Origin of the sequence: Citrobacter sp. Cpo090, assembly GCF_030332665.1 — a bacterium.
GTDB classification, from domain to species: domain Bacteria; phylum Pseudomonadota; class Gammaproteobacteria; order Enterobacterales; family Enterobacteriaceae; genus Citrobacter; species Citrobacter portucalensis.
Map to the genome: position 1 here is coordinate 920,479 of NZ_JAOWHK010000025.1, position 22,383 is coordinate 942,861.

The window sequence follows — 22,383 nt, forward strand, 5'->3', positions numbered from 1 at the left end:
CATTTGATACAAGGAAGCAGTGAACGTGGCAAAGAATTATTATGACATCACCCTCGCCCTGGCAGGCATTTGTCAGTCGGCACGCCTGGTGCAGGAACTGGCGCACCAGGGGCATTGTGATGCCGATGCATTACACGTTTCACTGAACAGTGTCATCGACATGAATCCCAGCTCTACGCTGGGCGTGTTTGGCGGTAGCGAAGCCAACCTGCGTCTTGGCCTTGAAACGCTGCTTGGCGTGCTGAACGCCAGCAGTCGTCAGGGACTGAACGCGGAACTCACCCGCTATACGCTAAGCCTGATGGTGCTGGAGCGTAAGCTGTCAGCGGCCAAGGGCGCTATGAACACGCTGGGAGATCGTATCAGCGGCTTGCAGCGCCAGCTGGACCATTTTGATTTGCAGTCAGAAACGTTGATGAGTGCGATGGCTGGCATTTATGTTGACGTCATCAGCCCTCTCGGCCCACGTATTCAGGTCACGGGCTCCCCGGCCATCCTTCAGAGCCCACAGGTACAGGCTAAAGTACGCGCTTCGCTGCTGGCTGGCATCCGTGCTGCCGTGCTCTGGCATCAGGTTGGTGGAGGCCGTCTGCAACTCATGTTTTCTCGTAATCGCCTGACGACTCAGGCAAAACAAATTCTTGCTCATTTAACCCCGGAGTTGTGATCTATGGAATTATCCTCACTGACCGCCGTTTCCCCTGTCGATGGACGCTACGGCGATAAAGTCAGCGCGCTGCGCGGGATTTTCAGCGAATACGGTTTGCTGAAATTCCGTGTACAGGTTGAAGTACGCTGGCTGCAAAAACTGGCCGCGCACGCAGCGATCAAGGAAGTTCCTGCTTTTGCTGCCGACGCAATCGGTTTCCTTGATGCGATCGTCGCTAACTTCAATGAAGAAGATGCTGCGCGCATCAAAACCATTGAGCGTACGACCAACCATGATGTGAAGGCAGTTGAGTATTTCCTGAAAGAGAAAGTGGCGGATATCCCGGAACTGCACGCTGTTTCCGAATTTATCCACTTTGCGTGTACCTCAGAAGACATCAACAACCTGTCTCACGCGCTGATGCTGAAAACCGCACGCGACGAAGTGGTTCTGCCTTACTGGCGTAAGCTTATCGACGCGGTGAAAGATCTGTCTGTACAGTATCGCGATATTCCTCTGCTCTCCCGTACCCACGGCCAGCCAGCCACTCCGTCTACGCTGGGCAAAGAAATGGCTAACGTGGCTTACCGTATGGAGCGTCAGTATCGTCAGCTCAACCAGGTTGAAATTCTTGGTAAGATCAATGGTGCAGTCGGTAACTATAACGCCCACATCGCCGCTTATCCGGAAGTTGACTGGCATCAGTTCAGCGAAGAGTTTGTCACCTCGCTGGGCATCCAGTGGAACCCGTACACCACGCAGATTGAGCCGCACGACTACATTGCTGAGCTGTTCGACTGCATCGCCCGTTTCAACACTATCCTGATCGACTTTGACCGCGATGTCTGGGGTTACGTGGCGCTGAACCATTTCAAACAGAAAACCATCGCGGGTGAAATCGGCTCTTCCACCATGCCACACAAAGTTAACCCTATTGATTTCGAAAACTCCGAGGGTAACCTGGGTCTGTCTAACGCGATTCTGCAGCATCTGGCGAGCAAACTGCCGGTCTCCCGTTGGCAGCGTGACCTGACTGACTCTACCGTTCTGCGTAACCTGGGCGTAGGTATTGGCTATGCGCTGATCGCCTATCAGTCCACCCTGAAGGGCGTGAGCAAACTGGAAGTGAACCGCGATCATCTGCTGGATGAACTGGACCATAACTGGGAAGTTCTGGCAGAGCCGATTCAGACCGTGATGCGTCGCTACGGTATTGAGAAGCCGTACGAGAAGTTGAAAGAACTGACCCGCGGTAAGCGCGTTGACGCCGAAGGTATGAAGCAGTTTATCGATGGTCTGGCGCTGCCGGAAGAAGAGAAAATTCGCCTGAAAGCAATGACGCCTGCCAATTATATTGGTCGCGCCATCACCATGGTTGATGAACTGAAGTAATCTGTTTGGTGCCGGAGCGCGCTTGCGCCTGTTCCGGTCTTCCGTTCATATCGTAGTAAGCCGGATACGTGTAAGCGTTTCCGGCTTTTTATCGCCCGCGAGAGTATCCCTTCCCCCGGTTTATTAAATGTTTATCCCCACAGCCACATAATCAGCGTTAAACTATTCATACCATTATTTTAGGGAGAAACGATGATGCGCGTACTGGTTGTCGAGGATAATGCATTATTACGCCACCACCTCAAGGTTCAGTTACAAGATTTAGGGCATCAGGTGGATGATGCAGAAGATGCGAAGGAAGCAGACTATTATCTGAATGAACATCTGCCGGATATCGCGATCGTTGATTTAGGACTCCCCGATGAAGATGGTTTATCGCTGATCCGCCGCTGGCGCAGTAATGAGGTTTCGCTGCCGATTCTGGTATTAACCGCGCGCGAAGGCTGGCAGGATAAAGTGGAAGTCCTCAGCGCCGGTGCCGACGATTACGTCACCAAACCGTTTCACATTGAAGAAGTGGCTGCTCGCATGCAGGCACTGATGCGCCGCAACAGCGGTCTGGCATCGCAAATTATCTCCCTTCCGCCTTTTCAGGTGGACCTCTCTCGACGCGAGTTATCCGTCAATGATGAAGTTATCAAGCTCACGGCGTTTGAATACACCATTATGGAAACGCTCATCCGTAATAATGGCAAAGTGGTCAGTAAAGATTCGCTCATGCTGCAGCTTTACCCGGATGCCGAGCTGCGCGAAAGTCACACCATTGATGTTTTGATGGGGCGTTTGCGTAAAAAAATACAGGCGCAATACCCGGACGACGTCATTACCACCGTGCGTGGCCAGGGATATCTTTTTGAACTGCGCTAATGAATAAATTATTGCGTCACTTTTTCCCATTATCGCTGCGGTTGCGCTTTTTACTGGCAACTGCAGGCGTAGTGTTGGTGCTCTCACTGGCCTACGGCATGGTTGCTCTGGTGGGCTACAGCGTCAGCTTTGATAAGACAACCTTCCGCCTGCTGCGGGGTGAAAGTAATCTGTTTTATACCCTGGCAAAGTGGGAGAACGGCAAGATAAACATCGAGCTGCCTGAACATCTCGATATGCAAAGCCCAACAATGTCACTGATCTATAACGAAAGCGGTGAATTGTTGTGGGCGCAGCGCAATGTTCCCTGGCTGACGAAAAGTATCCAACCGGACTGGCTAAAAACGAACGGTTTTCATGAAATTGAAGCCAATGTAGACGCCACCAGCACTTTACTGGGCGAAGATCACTCCGCTCAGCAGCAGTTAAAAGAAGTCAGAGAAGATGACGACGATGCCGAAATGACCCACTCCGTGGCGGTGAACGTCTACCCCGCCACTGCCAGAATGCCGCAACTGACCATTGTGGTTGTCGACACCATTCCTATAGAGCTAAAGCGCTCGTATATGGTCTGGAGCTGGTTTATTTATGTGCTGGTCGCCAATCTGTTGCTGGTCATTCCGCTGTTATGGGTGGCCGCCTGGTGGAGCCTGCGGCCGATTGAATCGCTGGCGCGTGAAGTCCGTGAGCTTGAGGAACATCATCGCGAGATGCTGAACCCCGCCACCACACGCGAATTGACCAGCCTGGTTCGCAATCTCAATCGGCTTTTGAAAAGCGAACGTGAGCGCTACGATAAATACCGCACCACGTTAACCGATCTCACCCATAGCCTGAAAACGCCACTGGCGGTACTGCAAAGTACGCTGCGCTCAATGCGTAATGAAAAGATGAACGTCAGCGACGCAGAGCCTATCATGCTGGAACAAATCAGCCGTATTTCCCAACAGATAGGCTATTACCTGCATCGAGCCAGTATGCGTGGCAGCAGTGCCCTACTCAGCCGCGAACTGCACCCGGTCGCGCCGTTACTGGATAAGCTCACCTCGGCGCTGAATAAGGTGTATCAGCGTAAAGGCGTCAACATTAATCTTGATATCTCGCCCGAAATCAGCTTTGTGGGCGAACAAAATGATTTTGTCGAAGTGATGGGTAACGTACTGGATAACGCCTGTAAATATTGTCTGGAGTTTGTCGAGATTTCTGCGCAACTGTCCGAGGATCAACTGCATATTCTGGTTGAGGATGATGGTCCTGGTATTCCGCAAAGCAAACGGGAAGTGGTGTTTGACCGTGGACAGCGCGTAGATACGCTACGTCCAGGACAAGGCGTCGGATTGGCTGTAGCGAGAGAAATCACCGAACAGTATGACGGGCAGATTATTGCAGGTGATAGCCTACTGGGTGGCGCGCGCATGGAAGTTATTTTTGGCCGCCAGCAGCCGGGCCAGAAAGACGAGTAATCGTCGCATGTAATAAATATGTACTGACTTCACGCTTGAGGTTAAGTATCCGTTATAATCGGTTGCAGATACCAGCCTGCGGGATGCTCACTATGGAATACCAACTCACACTTAACTGGCCCGATTTTCTTGAACGCCACTGGCAGAAACGCCCGGTGGTCTTAAAACGCGGGTTTAACAACTTTATTGATCCAATCTCTCCTGACGAACTGGCTGGACTGGCAATGGAAAGCGAAGTCGACAGCCGACTCGTCAGCCACCAGGACGGTAAATGGCAGGTTAGCCACGGTCCCTTCGAAAGCTATGACCATCTTGGCGAGAACAACTGGTCTTTGCTGGTACAGGCGGTCAACCACTGGCACGAACCTACCGCCGCGCTGATGCGCCCGTTCCGTGAATTATCGGACTGGCGTATCGACGATCTGATGATTTCTTTCTCTGTTCCCGGCGGCGGCGTTGGCCCACACCTGGATCAGTACGATGTATTTATCATTCAGGGAACCGGTCGTCGTCGCTGGCGGGTAGGCGAAAAACTGCAGTTGAAGCAGCACTGCCCTCATCCGGATCTTCTTCAGGTCGACCCGTTTGAAGCCATCATTGATGAAGAACTGGAACCCGGCGATATTCTGTACATTCCACCAGGATTCCCGCACGAAGGTTATGCGTTAGAAAACGCGATGAACTATTCAGTTGGTTTCCGCGCGCCAAACACTCGTGAGCTGATCAGCGGGTTCGCCGATTACGTTTTGCAACGCGAGCTGGGCAGCACCTATTACAGCGATCCTGACCTGCCGCCGCGCGATCATCCGGCAGATGTTCTGCCCCAGGAGATGGATAAGCTGCGCGAAATGATGCTGGGTCTGATTAATCAGCCAGAACATTTCCAGCAGTGGTTCGGTGAGTTTATTTCTCAGTCTCGTCATGAGCTGGATATTGCCCCGCCGGAACCACCGTATCAGCCAGACGAAATTTATGATGCCCTGAAACAAGGTGATGTATTAGTGCGTCTGGGCGGATTGCGCGTATTGCGCATTGGCGACGACGTCTACGCTAACGGTGAGAAAATTGATTCGCCGCATCGCCCTGCCCTGGAAGCGTTGGCCAGTCATATTGTGCTCACGGCCGAGAACTTTGAGGATGCGCTGGAAGATCCGTCTTTCCTTGCCATGCTTGCCGCGCTGGTCAACAGCGGGTACTGGTTCTTCGAAGGATAATGCGGACTGTGCCTGATGCGACGCTACGCGTCTTATCAGGCCTACTGGAGTGAAATATTGTAGGCCGGATAAGCAAAGCGCCATCCGGCAACTACACATGCTTTATTTTTGTTTCGCGGCCAGTTCAGCAATACGCACAATCACCTGCACCGCTTTTTCCATTCCTTCCAGAGTTACAAACTCATGTTTACCATGATAGTTGTAGCCGCCGGTGAACAGATTCGGACACGGTAATCCCATAAATGACAGCTGCGCGCCGTCAGTGCCACCACGGATCGGTTTCAGCACCGGCTCAATATCGCAATCACGCATCGCCTGCTGGGCGATATCCAGCACGTGCGGATGCTCAATCACTTTTTCGCGCATGTTGTAGTAACTGTCTTCAATCACCAGTTCGATATAGCAGTCCGGATGTAACCCTTTGCCGACCTTCTTGGCGATATCCATGATCTTGCGTTTACGCGCTTCAAACTGCTTACGGTCAAAATCACGAATAATGTAGTGCATATCCGCCCGATCGACCGTCCCTTTCATGCTCGCCAGATGATAAAAGCCTTCGTAGCCTTCCGTCTTTTCCGGGCTTTCATCTGCCGGAACCTCTGCATGAATTCGCGCCGCCAGCGACAGCGCATTCACCATCACCCCTTTTGCGGTGCCGGGATGCACATTGTTGCCAACAATTTTGATATTAACCGACGCGGCGTTGAAGTTTTCAAATTCCAACTCACCTACGCCACCACCGTCAACGGTATAGGCCCACTGCGCATCGAATGCCGCAACGTCAAAATGCTTCGCCCCTTTACCCACCTCTTCGTCCGGCGTAAAGGCCACGCGGATATCACCGTGCGGAATATTTTTTTGGATAAGCACAGCCAGTGCGGTCATGATTTCCGCCACGCCTGCTTTATCATCCGCCCCCAGCAACGTTTTACCGTCTGTGGTGATCAGCGTTTGACCCAAAAGTTGATGCAGCACCGGGAACATCACTGGCGATAAAACTTCATCACCAATGCCTAACGCAATATCGCCACCGCGATAGTTTTCAACGATTTGCGGATTGACATTTTTACCGCTGAAATCCGGTGAGGTATCCACATGGGAAATAAAACCAATCGCGGGAATATTGCCAGCAACGTTAGCGGGTAACGTTGCCATCAGCGTCCCTTTTTCGCTCAGTGAAATATTAACCAGCCCCATCTCTTCAAGCTGTTGTTTTAGCAGTTGTAATAACTTCCACTGTCCCTCGGTGCTGGGTACCTGCCGCACGCCCGATTTTGATTGGGTGTCCAGCGACACGTAGTGTAAAAAACGCTCAAGTAGTTTATCCATGCAGTCACCCTCACTTTTTGTGACAACATTATCAATAAGCAACAAAAGACAAATATTGCGTCAGGTCACTTTTATCCCCGCAAGTGAGAATATTTCGCCCTGACATCCCCTCTGACTATAGGGCTAAGTCAGTAATTCGCAACAAGGATTGGCGATTACAATGGTTTGCCGTAGAATAACGGCCCTCATTAAGAGTCATCAAGGTGGTTAACCACAAACCCCGCATCGGTCAGCCATCCGTTGCGTTTACATGGGACAGAGTAAAAAATTGAATAAACAACCGCGTTCGCTTTCTCCACTGGTGCAATTAGCGGGAATTCGCAAAAGTTTCGATGGTAAAGAGGTGATTTCCAACCTGGATTTGACCATCAATAATGGCGAGTTTCTTACGCTGCTTGGCCCCTCTGGCTGCGGTAAAACAACCGTTCTTCGCCTGATTGCCGGTCTGGAAACGGTTGATTCCGGTCATATTATGTTGGACAACGAGGACATTACTCACGTTCCTGCGGAAAACCGCTACGTGAATACCGTCTTCCAAAGCTATGCGTTATTCCCCCACATGACCGTGTTTGAGAATGTGGCCTTTGGTTTACGCATGCAAAAAACGCCCGCAGCCGACATTTCTCCCCGCGTTACCGAAGCCCTGCGCATGGTGCAACTGGAAGAGTTCGCCCAGCGAAAACCGCATCAACTTTCCGGCGGACAGCAGCAGCGCGTAGCGATTGCCCGAGCTGTGGTCAACAAACCCCGCTTACTTCTGTTAGATGAATCCCTCTCTGCGCTGGATTACAAACTGCGTAAGCAGATGCAGAACGAACTGAAAGCACTGCAGCGTAAGCTTGGAATCACTTTTGTCTTTGTCACACACGATCAGGAAGAAGCACTGACCATGTCCGACCGCATCGTGGTGATGCGCGATGGTAAGATTGAGCAGGACGGTACGCCGCGCGAAATCTACGAAGAGCCAAAGAATCTGTTCGTCGCCGGGTTTATCGGCGAGATCAATATGTTTAACGCCACGGTGATTGAACGCCTGGATGAACAGCGTGTTCGTGCTAACGTCGAAGGCCGCGAGTGCAATATTTATGTCAACTTCGCGGTGGTTCCAGGACAAAAACTGCACGTCCTGTTACGCCCTGAAGATTTGCGCGTTGATGAAATCAATGATGATAATCATATCGAAGGCCTGATCGGCTACGTGCGCGAACGCAACTACAAAGGCATGACGCTGGAGTCGGTTGTGGAACTGGAAAATGGCAAGATGGTGATGGTCAGCGAATTCTTCAACGAAGATGATCCTGACTTTGACCACTCGCTCGACCAGAAAATGGCAATTAACTGGGTAGAAAGCTGGGAGGTCGTACTGGCTGATGAAGAGCACAAGTAAATTCCAGAGTGTGGTGATCTTCACCATTGTCGGTTGGCTTGTGTTATTTGTCTTTCTGCCCAACCTGATGATCATCGGCACCAGCTTTTTGACCCGTGACGACGCCAATTTCGTCAAAATGGTCTTTACGCTGGAGAACTATACGCGCCTGCTCGATCCGCTCTATTTTGAGGTGCTGGTTCACTCCCTCAATATGGCGCTGATTGCCACGCTCGCCTGTCTGGTACTCGGCTACCCGTTTGCCTGGTTTTTGGTGAAACTGCCGGAAAAAGTGCGCCCGCTGCTGCTGTTCCTGCTGATTGTTCCGTTCTGGACCAATTCTCTTATTCGCATCTACGGACTCAAAATTTTCCTCAGTACCAAAGGCTATCTCAACGAGTTTCTGTTATGGCTCGGCGTTATCGATACACCCATTCGCATTATGTTTACCCCCAGCGCGGTGATTATCGGGCTGGTATACATTCTGCTGCCGTTTATGGTGATGCCGCTCTACTCCAGCATTGAAAAGCTCGATAAACCGCTGCTGGAAGCCGCGCGTGATTTAGGCGCAAGCAAACTTCAGACCTTCACCCGCATCATTATTCCGTTGACGATGCCGGGGATTATCGCCGGATGTCTGCTGGTCATGCTGCCCGCAATGGGGCTGTTTTACGTTTCCGACTTAATGGGCGGCGCGAAAAACCTGCTGATTGGTAACGTAATTAAAGTTCAGTTCCTGAACATCCGCGACTGGCCGTTTGGTGCAGCCACCAGCATTACGCTGACCATCGTGATGGGGCTGATGCTGCTGATCTACTGGCGCGCCTCCCGTTTGCTGAACAAGAAGGTGGAACTCGAATGATCGGTCGACTGCTTCGCGGCGGTTTTATGACCGCTATCTACGCGTATCTGTATATTCCAATCATCATTCTGATTGTGAACTCCTTTAACAGTTCGCGCTTTGGCATCAACTGGCAGGGTTTTACTACCAAATGGTACGGCCTGCTGATGAATAACGACAGCCTGTTGCAGGCGGCGCAGCACTCGCTGACGATGGCGGTGCTATCCGCCACGTTTGCCACCTTGATCGGCTCACTCACTGCGGTTGCTCTGTACCGCTACCGTTTTCGCGGTAAACCGTTCGTCAGTGGCATGCTGTTCGTGGTGATGATGTCGCCGGATATTGTGATGGCAATATCTCTGCTGGTGCTGCTTATGCTGATCGGCATTCAACTGGGCTTCTGGTCGCTGCTGTTCTCGCATATCACTTTTTGTCTGCCTTTTGTGGTGGTGACAGTTTACTCACGCCTGAAAGGTTTTGATGTCCGCATGCTTGAGGCGGCTAAAGATTTGGGTGCCAGCGAAGTAACTATTCTGCGCAAAATAATACTGCCACTGGCTATGCCTGCGGTGGCTGCGGGTTGGTTGCTGAGCTTTACGCTGTCGATGGATGATGTCGTTGTTTCATCTTTCGTCACCGGACCAGGTTATGAAATTTTGCCATTAAAAATCTACTCAATGGTTAAAGTCGGCGTATCACCAGAGGTGAACGCGCTGGCAACCATTTTGTTGGTTCTGTCGCTGGTTATGGTGATTGCCAGCCAGCTTATTGCACGTGATAAAACCAAGGGCCGCTAAGGCCCTTAATTCAGGGGACGTTAAATGATGAAAAAATGGTCACGCCACCTGCTCGCGGCGGGTGCTCTGGCACTGGGCATGAGCGCCGCTCACGCGAATGACAACAACACGCTCTATTTCTATAACTGGACTGAATACGTCCCACCGGGTCTGCTGGAACAGTTCACCAAAGAAACCGGCATTAAGGTTATCTATTCGACCTACGAGTCGAATGAAACCATGTACGCCAAGCTCAAAACCTATAAAGACGGCGCATACGATCTGGTGGTTCCGTCCACCTATTACGTCGATAAAATGCGTAAAGAAGGCATGATCCAGAAGATCGATAAGTCGAAGTTAACCAACTTCCATAATCTCGATCCGGAAATGCTCAACAAGCCGTTTGACCCGAACAATGACTACTCCATCCCGTATATCTGGGGCGCAACGGCTATTGGCGTCAACAGCGATGCTATCGATCCGAAAACCGTGACCAGTTGGGCCGATCTGTGGAAGCCGGAGTACAAAGGCAGTCTGCTGTTAACGGATGATGCACGAGAAGTGTTCCAGATGGCGCTGCGCAAGCTGGGATATTCCGGCAATACCACCGATCCTAAAGAGATTGAAGCCGCCTATAACGAGTTGAAGAAGCTGATGCCTAACGTCGCGGCATTTAACTCTGACAACCCGGCCAACCCGTATATGGAAGGCGAAGTTAATCTGGGGATGGTGTGGAACGGCTCCGCGTATGTTGCGCGTCAGGCGGGCACACCGCTGGAAGTGGTTTGGCCAAAAGAAGGTGGCATTTTCTGGATGGACAGCCTGTCTATTCCGGCTAACGCGAAAAACAAAGAAGGTGCGCTGAAGCTGATTAACTTCCTGCTGCGCCCGGACGTGGCGAAAGAAGTCGCAGAAACTATCGGTTACCCGACGCCAAACCTGGCAGCACGCAAGCTGTTAAGTCCTGAGGTCGCGAACGACAAAACGCTCTACCCTGACGCAGAAACCATCAACAAAGGGGAATGGCAGAACGATGTTGGTTCCGCCAGCGCTATCTACGAAGAGTATTATCAAAAGCTAAAAGCAGGACGCTAATTCAGCGTTGTAAGGAATGCCCGATGGCGCTACGCTTATCGGGCCTACATCAATGCGAACCGTAGGCCGGATAAGGCATTTGCCGCCATCCGGCAAAAAAATCACAGCCCTTTCAATAACTTCTCAACAAACTCGGGCACCACCTGGCTTGCCGGGCCGTAATACTTCTCTTCAAACTCGCTGCCTACCTGGCTCGGTTCGAGATTTAACTCTACCGTATGTGCCCCATGCAGCCGCGCCTCATGCACAAAACCTGCTGCCGGATAAACATGTCCCGATGTGCCAATCGCAATGAACACATCTGCCATTGCCAGCGCCATATAAATCTCATCCATGCCCAGCGGCATTTCACCAAACCACACTACGTGTGGCCGCAACGGTGCCGGAAACTGGCAGCAATGGCATTTATCTTCCGGGGTCACATCGCCCGTCCACTCCAGAATCTGCCCGCTTTGCGAACAGCGAACTTTAAGCAGTTCGCCATGCATATGGATAACGTTCTGGCTGCCCGCACGCTCATGCAGATTATCAATGTTCTGCGTCACCAGTAAAAAACGGTCGCCCAGCTCGTCTTCGAGTTTTGCCAGTGCGATATGCGCCGCGTTGGGCTGGATTTCTGGCTGTTGCAACTGATGGCGACGGGCGTTATAAAACGACTGAACCAGCTCCGGGTTTCGACTAAAACCTTCCGGAGTCGCAACGTCCTCAACCCGATGTTCTTCCCAGAGACCATCCGCCGCGCGAAATGTTCGAATTCCTGACTCAGCGGAGATTCCCGCTCCAGTCAGTACCAGCACTCTTGGTTTTTCCATCAATTCAGGCACCACTCTGTCTCTGAAAAAGATTCGTTGACGCAGGCGATCGCGCAAATGGCGTTTATTTTTACGAAAGCGGCTTAACCGATGACCCCGACGCGACAGCATAACAACCTCTTTGTATTAATCGGTAAGATGTAGGAAAGCAGCCCCGCGCATCCCGCCGGCATCACCGTGCCGTGCCTGCTCAATACGCGGTACCCGGGCAACCGACAACAGATGACGTGGCAGTCGGTCCGTCAGTTGCGTCGTAATCGCGGTAAAATTCGACAAACCTCCGCCAATTACTACCAAATCAGGATCGACGATAGTCAGGATATTCCCAAGACACACCGCCAGCAAATCCAGATAGCGTTCAACGTGGGCACGCGCGTGTTCATCGCCCTGCTCCCACAGCGCGATAATTTCGCGGGCATCCAGCGGTTGATGGTAGTAATGCTGATACAACCACGCAAATCCACCGCCGGAAAGATAACTTTCGATACATCCCAGTTGACCGCATCCGCAGCGGCGCAGCGGGAAATCAAAGCCCATCAGCGTCAGCGCATCGACAGGCAAACGAATATGACCAAACTCGCCGGTGATATAGCTGCGTCCGGTGATGGATTTCCCGTTAAGCACCAGGCCGCCGCCGACGCCCGTACCGAGGATCAACCCCATCACCAGCGGATATTGGGTAAACTCGTCATCCCAGGCTTCGGAGAGAGCAAAACAGTTCGCATCGTTATCCAGACGCACATCGCGGTCAAGGCGAGCGCTGAGATCGGCGCGGAGCGGTTTGCCACTGGCGGCAGGAACGTTGGCCGCGTACAGCGTGCCGTCTTCCGTTTCCGGCATACCCGGAATGCCGATGCCTACCGAACCTTTGATGCCGAACCGCTGGTCCGCTTCCGTCACCAGATTGCAGACCGCATCAAGGAAAGCGTCGTAGCTGTCGCGAGGCGTAGGAACGCGAGTTTCCCATTGCAGACGACGTTGCTTATCAAACACGCCCAGCGCAATTTTGGTCCCGCCGATGTCAAATCCGTAATACATCACCGCTCCTTCTTATTGTTATTGGCCGCTAAGTACTCTCGCAGGATCAATATTGCTGGCGCGACGCGCCGGATACCAACTCGCTAAAAGACTCAGCACGAGTGCTGTCACCAGCACGTAAATCACATCCAGCCAGTGTAATTCCGATGGCAGGAAGTCAATGAAATAGATATCGCCGGACAGGAACTGATGGCCGATAATCGCCTCAATCCCGTTTATGATCGGCGTCAGTTGCAACGAGACAACCACCCCGATGACAACGCCTATCAGGCTACCGAACAGACCCGCCAGCAGGCCGTACCAGACAAAAATGGCACGGATCAACCCATCTTTCGCCCCGAGGGTTCTTAATACCGCAATATCGCCGCTTTTGTCTTTTACCGCCATCACTAACGTGGAAACGATATTAAAACAGGCCACGCCAATAACCAGCACCATCGCCAGATACATAATGGCGCGGATCATCTGAATATCGCGGTACATATAGCCGTAGGTGCCGATCCAGCTCTTTATGTAAACATAGTTATTGGTGACTTCACCCGCGTCTCGCACCAGCTTATTGGCGTTAAACACGTCGTTAACCTTCAGCGCGATCCCGGAAACGCTGGTTCCCATATCCAGATATTGCTGCGCATCTTCCATTGGGATCATGGCAAAGCTGTGATCGAGCTGACCGCTCAGTTGCAGAATTCCCGTTACGTGTAAACGCACGCGTTTAGGCTGCTGTAACTTATGATCCGCGCTGGCGTTAGGGATCATAATCGACACCCAGTCGCCCTGCTTCACCTTCAGCGCATCGGCAATACCCTTACCAATGATGATTTGTTGTTCACCGGCTTTAAAATTATCCCAAGCATGGTTTTGCACGAAGGATGGCAGCGCGCTTAAACGCTGTTCCTGTTTCGGGTCAACGCCCTTCACCTGCACCGCGCGTAAGTTCGCCCCGCTCTCCACCAGTCCGGTAAAGTTGATATAAGGCGCCGCGGCGACAATACCCGGCACTTTTTGTACTTTGTCGAGCGCTTCCTGCCAGTTATTCCACGGCTGATTTACGGCTTCAATCTCTCCGTGTGGGACTACGGCCAGAATACGGTTGTTCAGCTCACGCTCAAATCCGTTCATGGCACTTAAACCAACGATCAACACAGCCACACCCAACGCGATGCCAACGGTGGAAATCACAGATATCAGCGAAACCATACCGCCGCGCCGCCGACCACGGCTAAAGCGCAGACCAATCAATAATGATAAAGGCGAAGCCATTACTCAGCTCCCATCAGGCTCAGTTCAGCCGTCAGGCGGCCATCGCGCATTTCAAGCTGGCGGCTCATCCGCTTCGCCAGTTGCAAATCGTGCGTCACCACCAGGAATGCCGTACCCTGAGAGCGGTTCAGCTCGCCCAGAAGCTCGAAAATGCTGTCCGCGTTACGCGCATCCAGGTTACCCGTTGGCTCATCCGCCAGGACCAGACGCGGGTTATTCACCAGCGCACGAGCGATGGCCACACGCTGGCGTTCGCCGCCAGACAGTTCAGACGGGCGATGACTGGCACGATGATCCAGCCCTACCGCTTTCAGCATATCCCGTGCGCGCTCGGTTATTTCAGCCGGTTTTTTCTTGCCGATCAGCAGCGGCATCGCTACGTTTTCCAGCGCCGTAAAATCCGGCAGCAAATGGTGGAACTGGTAAATAAAGCCCAGCTTCTGATTACGCAGTTCCGCTTTCGCCGCCGACGAGAGCTTGCTCATTGGCTGACCGCTAAAAATGACGTCGCCGGAAGTCGGGGTATCCAGCCCGCCTAACAGATGGAGCAGCGTACTCTTGCCGGAGCCGGAGCTGCCGACAATCGCCATCATCTCACCTTCGCCGACGCAAAAACTGACATCATGCAGTACATCGGTCTGCACAGTGCCTTCCTGATAGCGTTTGCACAGGTTGTCGCATTGCAACAGGATCTTATTCATAACGTAAAGCCTCAGCGGGTTGAGTGGCGGCAGCGCGCCAGGAAGGATAAAGCGTAGACAGCAGCGCGATGGCCATCGCCACCAGCGCAATGACGATAACCTGCAGCGGTTCAATGGCGACCGGCAACGCAGCACCATCCAGCAGCACACCAATAATTGGCATTAAATTGTTCAGTTGGCTGGCGAGCAATACGCCCAGCACAGCACCCAGCAGCGCGCCAATCACCCCGGCACTGGCCCCCTGAACCATAAACACCATCATTATCTGCCGCGGCGTCAGCCCCTGCGTTTGTAAAATCGCCACTTCCCCTTGCTTCTCCATTACCATCAAACCCAGCGAGGTAATAATATTAAAAGCCGCCACCGCCACGATCAGGCTAAGCAGTAGCCCCATCATGTTCTTTTCCATGCGCACGGCCTGGAACAGTTCCCCTTTGCGCTCGCGCCAGTCCTGCCATTTGGTGCCTTGCGGCAGCGTTTGCTGGCTCAGCGTGTCAACTTTCAACGGTTCGTTCAGCCACAGACGCCAGCCAGTGATATTGCCCACCGGATAACGCATCAGGCGCGAGGCATCCTGAATGTTGGTCAGCATCTGGTAGCCATCGACTTCGCTGTTGGCGGCGAAGGTGCCAATCACCGTAAACAGACGCTGGCTCGGCAAACGCCCCATCGGCGTAAACTGGCTGGCTGAGGGCACCATCACGCGAATTTGATCGCCACGATTAACGCCCAACTGCCCGGCAAGTTGCTCGCCGAGGATGACATTATACTTACCCGGTTGCAGATCTGTTTGCTTCACATTGACCAGATACGGCGTTAACGGATCTTTTTGCGCCGGATCGATACCGAGCATCACGCCAACCGCCACGCTACGCGCGCTTTGCAGCACCACATCTCCCGTAGTGATGGGGGCAACGCGGTTGACGCCGTTCAACACCACCGCTTTTTCCGGCAGTTGTTGCGGGTTGAGGGAACCCTGTTCGGACGAGAGAACGGCCTGAGGCATCAGGCCAAGAATATTGTTTTGCAGCTCGCGCTCGAAACCGTTCATCACCGACAACACCGTGACCAGCGCCATTACCCCGAGAGTAATGCCTATGGTGGAGAGCCAGGAAACGAAGCGACCGAAGCGATCTGCTGCACGCCCACGCATATAACGCAGGCCGATGAATAGAGCGACAGGTTGGTACATGAAATCCGTCTGGTTGCTGTTAGCAAAGTCACGAGTATATAAGCGAAAGCGGAATGGGTAAATGACTGAACCGTAAGTGTTCGTCAGCACTATTCCTAAAAGTATAAATAAATCAATTCGCTAAAGTTGTCCCTCTTCCCTTCAGTCCGGGTCCCTGATCTTTATCTTAAAAAAACAAAATGCAGACAGTTACGCATTACAGCGCACAGCGGGTTGCGCAGGATGGCAGGCTATAGCCAACAAAATGGATGCGCCGTCTCGATGAACAAAAAAGAACTATGGATTAATCAAATCAAAGGGTTATGTATTTGCCTGGTGGTGATTTACCACTCGGTAATCACGTTTTACCCACACCTCACTACTTTTCAGCATCCGCTTTCAGAGCTGCTGAGCAAATGCTGGATTTACCTTAATTTGTACCTGGCACCGTTTCGCATGCCGGTGTTTTTCTTTATCTCGGGATATCTGATCCGTCGCTACATTGATAGCGTCCCGTGGACAACCTGCGTGGATAAACGAATCTGGAGCATTGCCTGGGTGCTGGTGCTTTGGGGAGTGGTGCAATGGCTGGCGTTAGTAGCGCTCAATAACTGGCTGGCTCCACAGCGCGATCTGAGCCATGCTGCCAACGCCGCTTATGCCGATTCGATCACAGGTTTTACCCACGGAATGCTGACCGCCAGTACCAGCTTGTGGTATCTGTACGCGCTGATTGTCTATTTTGTTCTGTGTAAAATTTTCAGCCGCTGGGCGGTACCGCTGTTGGCGTTATTTGTGGTACTGAGCGTGGCGATCAATTTTGTCCCGACGCCGTGGTGGGGAATGAACAGCGTGATTCGCAATCTGCCCTGGTACAGCCTCGGTGCATGGTTCGGCACAACGCTGATGCTATGGATCAAGGAGGTGCCCCTGCGCCGCCATGCAGTCATTGTTCTGGTTAGCGCAATCGCCGCCGTCGTCGCGTGGCTGGCAAATGTCTCACTATTACTTTCTCTTCTTTCCATTGTGCTGATCATGAAGCTGTTTTATCAATTTGAGCTGCGCTTCGGTATGCGTGAGTCCGGCCCGTTAAGCGTGATTGGTGCCAATACCATCGCCATCTACACCACCCACCGTATTCTGGTTGAGCTGTTCAGCTTAACGCTAATCCCCAAAATCAATCACACCGCCTGGCCTGCCTATGCGGAGCTGGCCCTGCTACTGGTGTATCCGTTCGCCTGCCTGCTGCTGTGCACCTTGTTTGGCCTGTTGGTACGTAAAATTTCACAAAAAACAGTGGCCGACCTGCTCTTTTCCCCGCCATCTTTATCAACCGTCTCGCGCTAACCCCAACGCGCTTTTTGCCCCCATCAGGGGGCGAATCAATTTGCTTATGAGAAACGATCACGGATAATAAAGAACATTGCTTATCAGATGTATATCTAAACGAGATCCTGACAACCGAATGCCTGAACAACATCGTTACACGCTCCCGGCGAAAGCAGGCGATCTGCGCCAGCTGGGTGAGCTTACCGGTGCCGCCTGCGCAACGCTGGTCGCCGAAATCGCCGAACATCACGCGGGTCCAGTGGTGCTGATCGCGCCGGACATGCAAAATGCGCTGCGTCTGCATGATGAAATTCGTCAGTTTACCGACCAAATGGTGATGAACCTGGCCGACTGGGAAACGCTACCCTACGACAGTTTTTCTCCCCATCAGGAGATTATCTCCTCGCGGCTCTCCACGCTGTATCAGTTGCCTGCCATGCAGCGCGGCGTGCTGATCGTTCCGGTAAATACGCTGATGCAGCGTGTTTGTCCGCACAGCTATCTGCACGGTCATGCGCTGGTCATGAAAAAGGGCCAGCGGCTTTCGCGCGATGCCCTGCGTGAACAACTGGATAGCGCGGGCTATCGCCATGTTGATCAGGTCATGGAACACGGCGAATACGCCACGCGCGGCGCGTTGTTGGATCTGTTCCCGATGGGCAGCGAGTTGCCTTATCGTCTGGATTTCTTTGATGACGAAATCGACAGCCTGCGTCTGTTTGATACCGACACCCAGCGCACACTGGAAGAAGTCGATGCCATTAATTTACTTCCCGCGCACGAATTCCCGACTGACAAAACGGCCATCGAGCTATTCCGCAGCCAGTGGCGCGATACCTTTGAGGTGAAACGCGACGCCGAACATATTTACCAGCAGGTCAGCAAAGGCACATTACCTGCGGGTATTGAATACTGGCAACCGCTGTTTTTCAGCGAACCGCTGCCGCCGCTGTTCAGCTATTTCCCCGCCAATACGTTATTGGTCAATACCGGTGATATCGAGACCAGCGCAGAACGCTTCCAGGCCGATACCCTGTCACGCTTTGAAAATCGCGGTGTTGATCCGATGCGCCCACTTCTGCCGCCGGAATCGCTGTGGCTGCGGGTTGATGAGCTGTTTTCTGAACTTAAACGCTGGCCGCGCGTTCAACTGAAAACCGAGAGTCTGGCGAACAAAGCTGCGAATACTAACCTCGGGTTCCAGAAGCTGCCGGATATCGCCGTTCAGGCGCAGCAAAAAGCACCGTTAGATGCGTTACGTAAATTCCTTGAGGGCTTCACCGGTCCGGTAATTTTCTCGGTGGAAAGTGAAGGTCGCCGTGAAGCGCTTGGCGAGCTGCTCGCTCGCATCAAAGTGGCACCGAAGCGGATATTGCGACTCGATGAAGCCGTTGATAACGGTCGTTATCTGATGATTGGCGCAGCCGAGCACGGCTTCATCGATAGCAAACGCAATCTGGCGCTGATTTGTGAAAGCGATCTGCTTGGGGAACGCGTGGCGCGTCGCCGCCAGGATTCTCGTCGCACCATCAACCCGGATACGTTAATTCGTAACCTCGCGGAGCTGCATCCCGGTCAGCCGGTGGTGCATCTGGAGCACGGCGTGGGTCGTTATGCCGGGATGACCACACTGGAAGCGGGCGGCATCACTGGTGAATATCTGATGCTCACCTATGCCAACGACGCCAAACTGTACGTGCCGGTGTCGTCACTGCATCTGATCAGCCGCTATGCAGGCGGTGCAGAAGAGAATGCGCCGCTGCATAAACTTGGCGGCGATGCCTGGTCACGCGCCCGACAGAAAGCCGCTGAGAAGGTGCGCGATGTCGCGGCAGAGCTGCTGGATATTTATGCCCAGCGCGCAGCGAAAGAAGGCTTTGCCTTTAAGCATGACCGTGAACAGTACCAGCTGTTTTGCGACAGCTTCCCGTTTGAAACCACGCCTGATCAGGCGCAGGCGATTAACGCGGTACTCAGTGATATGTGTCAACCGCTGGCTATGGACCGCCTGGTGTGCGGCGACGTCGGCTTTGGTAAAACCGAAGTCGCGATGCGCGCGGCCTTCCTCGCCGTAGAGAACCACAAGCAGGTTGCCGTGCTGGTGCCAACCACCCTGCTCGCACAGCAACACTTCGACAACTTCCGCGATCGTTTTGCCAACTGGCCGGTACGCATTGAGATGCTGTCCCGTTTCCGTAGCGCCAAAGAGCAAGCGCAGATTCTGGAGCAGGTTGCCGAGGGCAAAATTGATATTCTCATCGGCACGCACAAACTGCTGCAAGCAGATGTGAAGTTAAAAGATCTGGGTCTGCTGATTGTCGATGAAGAGCATCGTTTCGGCGTTCGCCACAAAGAACGCATCAAGGCGATGCGCGCAGATGTCGATATCCTGACCCTGACGGCAACGCCGATTCCGCGTACGCTCAACATGGCAATGAGCGGCATGCGCGATCTGTCGATTATCGCCACGCCGCCCGCTCGTCGTCTGGCGGTCAAAACCTTCGTGCGCGAATACGACAGCCTGGTGGTACGTGAGGCGATCCTGCGTGAGGTTCTTCGCGGGGGACAAGTTTATTATCTGTTTAACGACGTCGAAAACATTCAGAAAACCGCTGACAAATTAGCAGAACTGGTGCCGGAAGCGCGTATTGGTATCGGTCACGGGCAAATGCGCGAGCGCGAACTGGAACGCGTGATGAACGATTTCCACCATCAGCGTTTTAACGTGCTGGTGTGTACCACCATTATCGAAACCGGGATCGACATTCCCACCGCTAACACCATCATCATCGAACGAGCGGATCACTTCGGTTTAGCGCAATTACACCAGCTGCGCGGTCGCGTGGGACGTTCTCACCACCAGGCGTACGCCTGGCTGCTGACGCCGCATCCGAAAGCGATGACCACTGACGCGCAAAAACGCCTGGAAGCCATTGCCTCACTGGAAGATTTGGGCGCAGGTTTTGCGCTGGCGACCCACGACCTCGAAATTCGCGGCGCCGGAGAATTGCTGGGGGAAGATCAGAGTGGTTCCATGGAAAGCATCGGCTTCTCGCTGTATATGGAACTACTGGAAAACGCCGTCGATGCGCTCAAAGAAGGGCGTGAGCCGTCACTGGAAGATCTCACCAGCCAGCAAACCGAAGTTGAACTGCGCATGCCGTCTCTGCTGCCGGACGACTATATCCCGGATGTAAACACGCGACTGTCGTTCTACAAGCGCATTGCCAGTGCGAAAGGCGAAAACGAGCTGGAAGAAATTAAGGTCGAGCTGATAGACCGTTTTGGCCTGCTGCCCGACCCGGCTCGTACGCTGCTGGATATCGCCCGTTTACGCCAGCAGGCGCAGAAACTGGGGATCAGAAAGCTCGAAGGCAATGAAAAAGGCGGTACCATTGAATTTGCCGAGAAAAACCACGTCAACCCGGTCTGGCTGATTGGTTTACTGCAAAAACAGCCGCAGCACTTCCGCCTGGACGGTCCAACCCGACTGAAATTCATGCAGGATCTGGGCGAGCGTAAAACGCGGATCGACTGGGTCCGCCAGTTTATGCGCCAGCTTGAAGAAAACGCCGTAGCATAGTGAACAGGCCGGGTGAGCACACCACTCACCCGGCCTGATGAATTTACAAACTCTTTGCACTTCCCTGCACTTCCCGACACAGCAAACCGCCATAATTCTCGTTTACTTTTACATAATAAAAACCACGTAAAAACAATGGATTTATGGTGATGTTAAACAATAAACGACTCTCTCGCTGGTTCGCGTTTTTTACGCTTGCAGCGACATTCGCGTTAGCACTTCCGGCACAGGCAAACACCTGGCCGCTACCGCCACCGGGAAGCCGTCTGGTGGGCCAGAATGCCGTTCACGTAGTTGAAGACAATGGCGGTTCTCTGGAGGCGATTGCGAAAAAATATAATGTCGGCTTTTTAGCGCTGCTGCAGGCCAACCCTGGCGTTGACCCTTACGTACCACGTCCGGGAAGCGTTTTGACGATCCCGTTACAAACTCTGCTACCTGACGCCCCGCGCGAAGGTATTGTTATCAACCTCGCCGAACTGCGTCTTTATTATTACCAGCCGGGGACCAATTCGGTGACCGTTTATCCTATTGGTATTGGCCAGTTAGGCGGTGACACCTTAACGCCTACGATGGTAACCACCATCTCTGATAAACGCGCCAACCCCACCTGGACGCCGACGGCAAATATCCGCGCGCGATACAAAGCAAACGGAATTGACCTGCCAGCCGTTGTGCCTGCCGGTCCGGATAACCCGATGGGCCATCATGCGATTCGCTTAGCGGCATACGGCGGCGTGTACCTGTTGCACGGAACCAATGCTGATTTTGGCATCGGAATGCGCGTCAGTTCCGGCTGTATTCGTCTGCGCGACGGAGATATCGAAACCCTGTTCCGTCAGGTAACGCCCGGAACTAAGGTCAATATTATCAATACGCCGATCAAGGCATCCGTTGAGCCCAACGGCGTGCGCCTGGTAGAAGTGCATCAGCCGCTGTCCGAAAAAATCAATGACGACCCGCAGCTGCTGCCAATCGTGCTGAACGCGTCCATGCAGACATTTAAAAATGCGGCGCAAACTGATCCTGCCGTCATGGAACATGCGATGGAGATTCGCTCAGGCATGCCGGTCGATGTGACCCGTCATCACGACGTTGCTCAACAGCCGATGTAAACTCCGCACATAAAAAAACCCCCGCTGGATTATATTCCGCGGGGGTTTTTTATTTAACTCGCAGTGGCATTGCGATGGGTTAAATCTTATTTGTAGATAACAGCAGTTCCGTGAAGGGTGTTAGGACCGGTAACGGAAGTAATACGGAAAGACTTCGCACCCATCTCATCGGCTTTCTGCGCCAGTTGATCTTCCAGTGAACCTAAGTTAGTCCCCGCATTCGCAGAAATAGTACCGACTTTCTCTTGACCCGCAGGTGTGGACTGAACTTCAACAGCGGCAAAGCTTGCAAATGACAGTGAGCTAAGAACAGCAGCAACAAACAGTGTTTTTACGTTTTTCATGATAGTGACCTTTAGCAGATGAATGGGTGTCGAAA

At 52.8% G+C, this 22,383-nt stretch carries 19 protein-coding genes; 12 read left to right on the forward strand and 7 right to left on the reverse strand.

What is annotated here, in order from left to right; all coding sequences use genetic code 11:
• Positions 1-25 precede the first annotated feature (25 nt).
• The 5 genes from hflD to roxA all read left to right on the forward strand — a co-directional run bounded on the left by hflD (position 26) and on the right by roxA (position 5,585).
• Entirely contained in the window at positions 26-667 is a 642-nt protein-coding gene (hflD, locus tag OGY83_RS07175; RefSeq protein WP_123267759.1) for a high frequency lysogenization protein HflD, read from the forward strand.
• A gap of 3 nt (positions 668-670) precedes the next feature.
• Positions 671-2,041 carry an adenylosuccinate lyase gene (gene purB, locus OGY83_RS07180; RefSeq protein WP_286635585.1) on the forward strand — a complete coding sequence of 457 codons (1,371 nt, stop codon included), beginning with the start codon at positions 671-673 and terminating at the stop codon, positions 2,039-2,041.
• Between the two features lie 195 nt (positions 2,042-2,236).
• Complete coding sequence (gene phoP, locus OGY83_RS07185; RefSeq protein WP_003846709.1) at positions 2,237-2,908, forward strand: two-component system response regulator PhoP; 672 nt, start codon at positions 2,237-2,239, stop codon at positions 2,906-2,908.
• Entirely contained in the window at positions 2,908-4,371 is a 1,464-nt protein-coding gene (gene phoQ / locus OGY83_RS07190; protein ID WP_079937921.1) for a two-component system sensor histidine kinase PhoQ, read from the forward strand. The genes phoP and phoQ overlap by 1 nt, the downstream gene beginning before the upstream one ends.
• A gap of 92 nt (positions 4,372-4,463) precedes the next feature.
• Positions 4,464-5,585, forward strand: a complete 1,122-nt coding sequence (gene roxA, locus OGY83_RS07195; protein ID WP_286635586.1) for a [50S ribosomal protein L16]-arginine 3-hydroxylase — start codon at positions 4,464-4,466, stop codon at positions 5,583-5,585.
• Between the two features lie 102 nt (positions 5,586-5,687).
• Here roxA and pepT read toward each other — a convergent pair whose 3' ends face one another.
• Positions 5,688-6,914, reverse strand: a complete 1,227-nt coding sequence (pepT, locus tag OGY83_RS07200) for a peptidase T (protein WP_048214418.1) — start codon at positions 6,912-6,914, stop codon at positions 5,688-5,690.
• A 250-nt stretch (positions 6,915-7,164) separates the two neighbouring features.
• Between pepT and potA the strand changes: the two genes are divergently transcribed.
• Genes potA through potD form a run of 4 tightly spaced genes read left to right on the forward strand, consistent with a single transcriptional unit; the run spans position 7,165 to position 10,992 of the window.
• Positions 7,165-8,301: a spermidine/putrescine ABC transporter ATP-binding protein PotA gene (gene potA, locus OGY83_RS07205; protein ID WP_123266948.1), complete on the forward strand. Its 1,137-nt coding sequence runs from the start codon at positions 7,165-7,167 to the stop codon at positions 8,299-8,301.
• Positions 8,285-9,142: a spermidine/putrescine ABC transporter permease PotB gene (gene potB / locus OGY83_RS07210; RefSeq protein ID WP_032943032.1), complete on the forward strand. Its 858-nt coding sequence runs from the start codon at positions 8,285-8,287 to the stop codon at positions 9,140-9,142. The genes potA and potB overlap by 17 nt, the downstream gene beginning before the upstream one ends.
• On the forward strand, positions 9,139-9,918 hold the full coding sequence (gene potC, locus OGY83_RS07215; RefSeq protein WP_286635587.1) for a spermidine/putrescine ABC transporter permease PotC: 780 nt from the start codon (positions 9,139-9,141) through the stop codon (positions 9,916-9,918). Before potB ends, potC begins: the two co-directional genes overlap by 4 nt.
• Before the next feature lie 27 nt (positions 9,919-9,945).
• The gene (gene potD / locus OGY83_RS07220; RefSeq protein ID WP_286635911.1) at positions 9,946-10,992 is read left to right on the forward strand and encodes a spermidine/putrescine ABC transporter substrate-binding protein PotD; all 1,047 of its coding nucleotides are present in this window, start codon (positions 9,946-9,948) and stop codon (positions 10,990-10,992) included.
• Between the two features lie 101 nt (positions 10,993-11,093).
• On the opposite strand, the gene cobB is transcribed toward potD, so the two are convergent.
• From cobB to lolC, 5 genes are read right to left on the reverse strand one after another with little or no spacing between them, the layout of a single operon-like run.
• Positions 11,094-11,915, reverse strand: coding sequence for a Sir2 family NAD+-dependent deacetylase (cobB, locus tag OGY83_RS07225; RefSeq protein ID WP_123266946.1), 822 nt, complete (start codon positions 11,913-11,915; stop codon positions 11,094-11,096).
• Between the two features lie 15 nt (positions 11,916-11,930).
• A complete protein-coding gene (nagK, locus tag OGY83_RS07230) occupies positions 11,931-12,842 on the reverse strand; it encodes an N-acetylglucosamine kinase (protein ID WP_286635588.1) in 912 nt (303 codons plus the stop codon).
• 18 nt (positions 12,843-12,860) lie between these two features.
• The gene (gene lolE / locus OGY83_RS07235) at positions 12,861-14,105 is read right to left on the reverse strand and encodes a lipoprotein-releasing ABC transporter permease subunit LolE (RefSeq protein ID WP_123266944.1); all 1,245 of its coding nucleotides are present in this window, start codon (positions 14,103-14,105) and stop codon (positions 12,861-12,863) included.
• A complete protein-coding gene (gene lolD, locus OGY83_RS07240) occupies positions 14,105-14,806 on the reverse strand; it encodes a lipoprotein-releasing ABC transporter ATP-binding protein LolD (RefSeq protein WP_003832278.1) in 702 nt (233 codons plus the stop codon). Before lolD ends, lolE begins: the two co-directional genes overlap by 1 nt.
• Positions 14,799-15,998: a lipoprotein-releasing ABC transporter permease subunit LolC gene (lolC, locus tag OGY83_RS07245; protein WP_286635912.1), complete on the reverse strand. Its 1,200-nt coding sequence runs from the start codon at positions 15,996-15,998 to the stop codon at positions 14,799-14,801. Before lolC ends, lolD begins: the two co-directional genes overlap by 8 nt.
• A 261-nt stretch (positions 15,999-16,259) precedes the next feature.
• Between lolC and OGY83_RS07250 the strand changes: the two genes are divergently transcribed.
• The 3 genes from OGY83_RS07250 (at position 16,260) to ldtC (ending at position 22,004) form a co-directional block, all read left to right on the forward strand.
• Positions 16,260-17,324, forward strand: a complete 1,065-nt coding sequence (locus tag OGY83_RS07250; RefSeq protein WP_286635589.1) for an acyltransferase family protein — start codon at positions 16,260-16,262, stop codon at positions 17,322-17,324.
• A 118-nt stretch (positions 17,325-17,442) separates the two neighbouring features.
• Positions 17,443-20,889: a transcription-repair coupling factor gene (mfd, locus tag OGY83_RS07255; protein WP_286635590.1), complete on the forward strand. Its 3,447-nt coding sequence runs from the start codon at positions 17,443-17,445 to the stop codon at positions 20,887-20,889.
• A gap of 149 nt (positions 20,890-21,038) precedes the next feature.
• Positions 21,039-22,004, forward strand: a complete 966-nt coding sequence (ldtC, locus tag OGY83_RS07260; RefSeq protein ID WP_123266941.1) for a L,D-transpeptidase LdtC — start codon at positions 21,039-21,041, stop codon at positions 22,002-22,004.
• 86 nt (positions 22,005-22,090) lie between these two features.
• Here ldtC and bhsA read toward each other — a convergent pair whose 3' ends face one another.
• Positions 22,091-22,348 (reverse strand): multiple stress resistance protein BhsA, encoded by a 258-nt coding sequence (gene bhsA, locus OGY83_RS07265; protein ID WP_003030810.1) that lies wholly within the window; start codon positions 22,346-22,348, stop codon positions 22,091-22,093.
• Positions 22,349-22,383 lie beyond the last annotated feature (35 nt).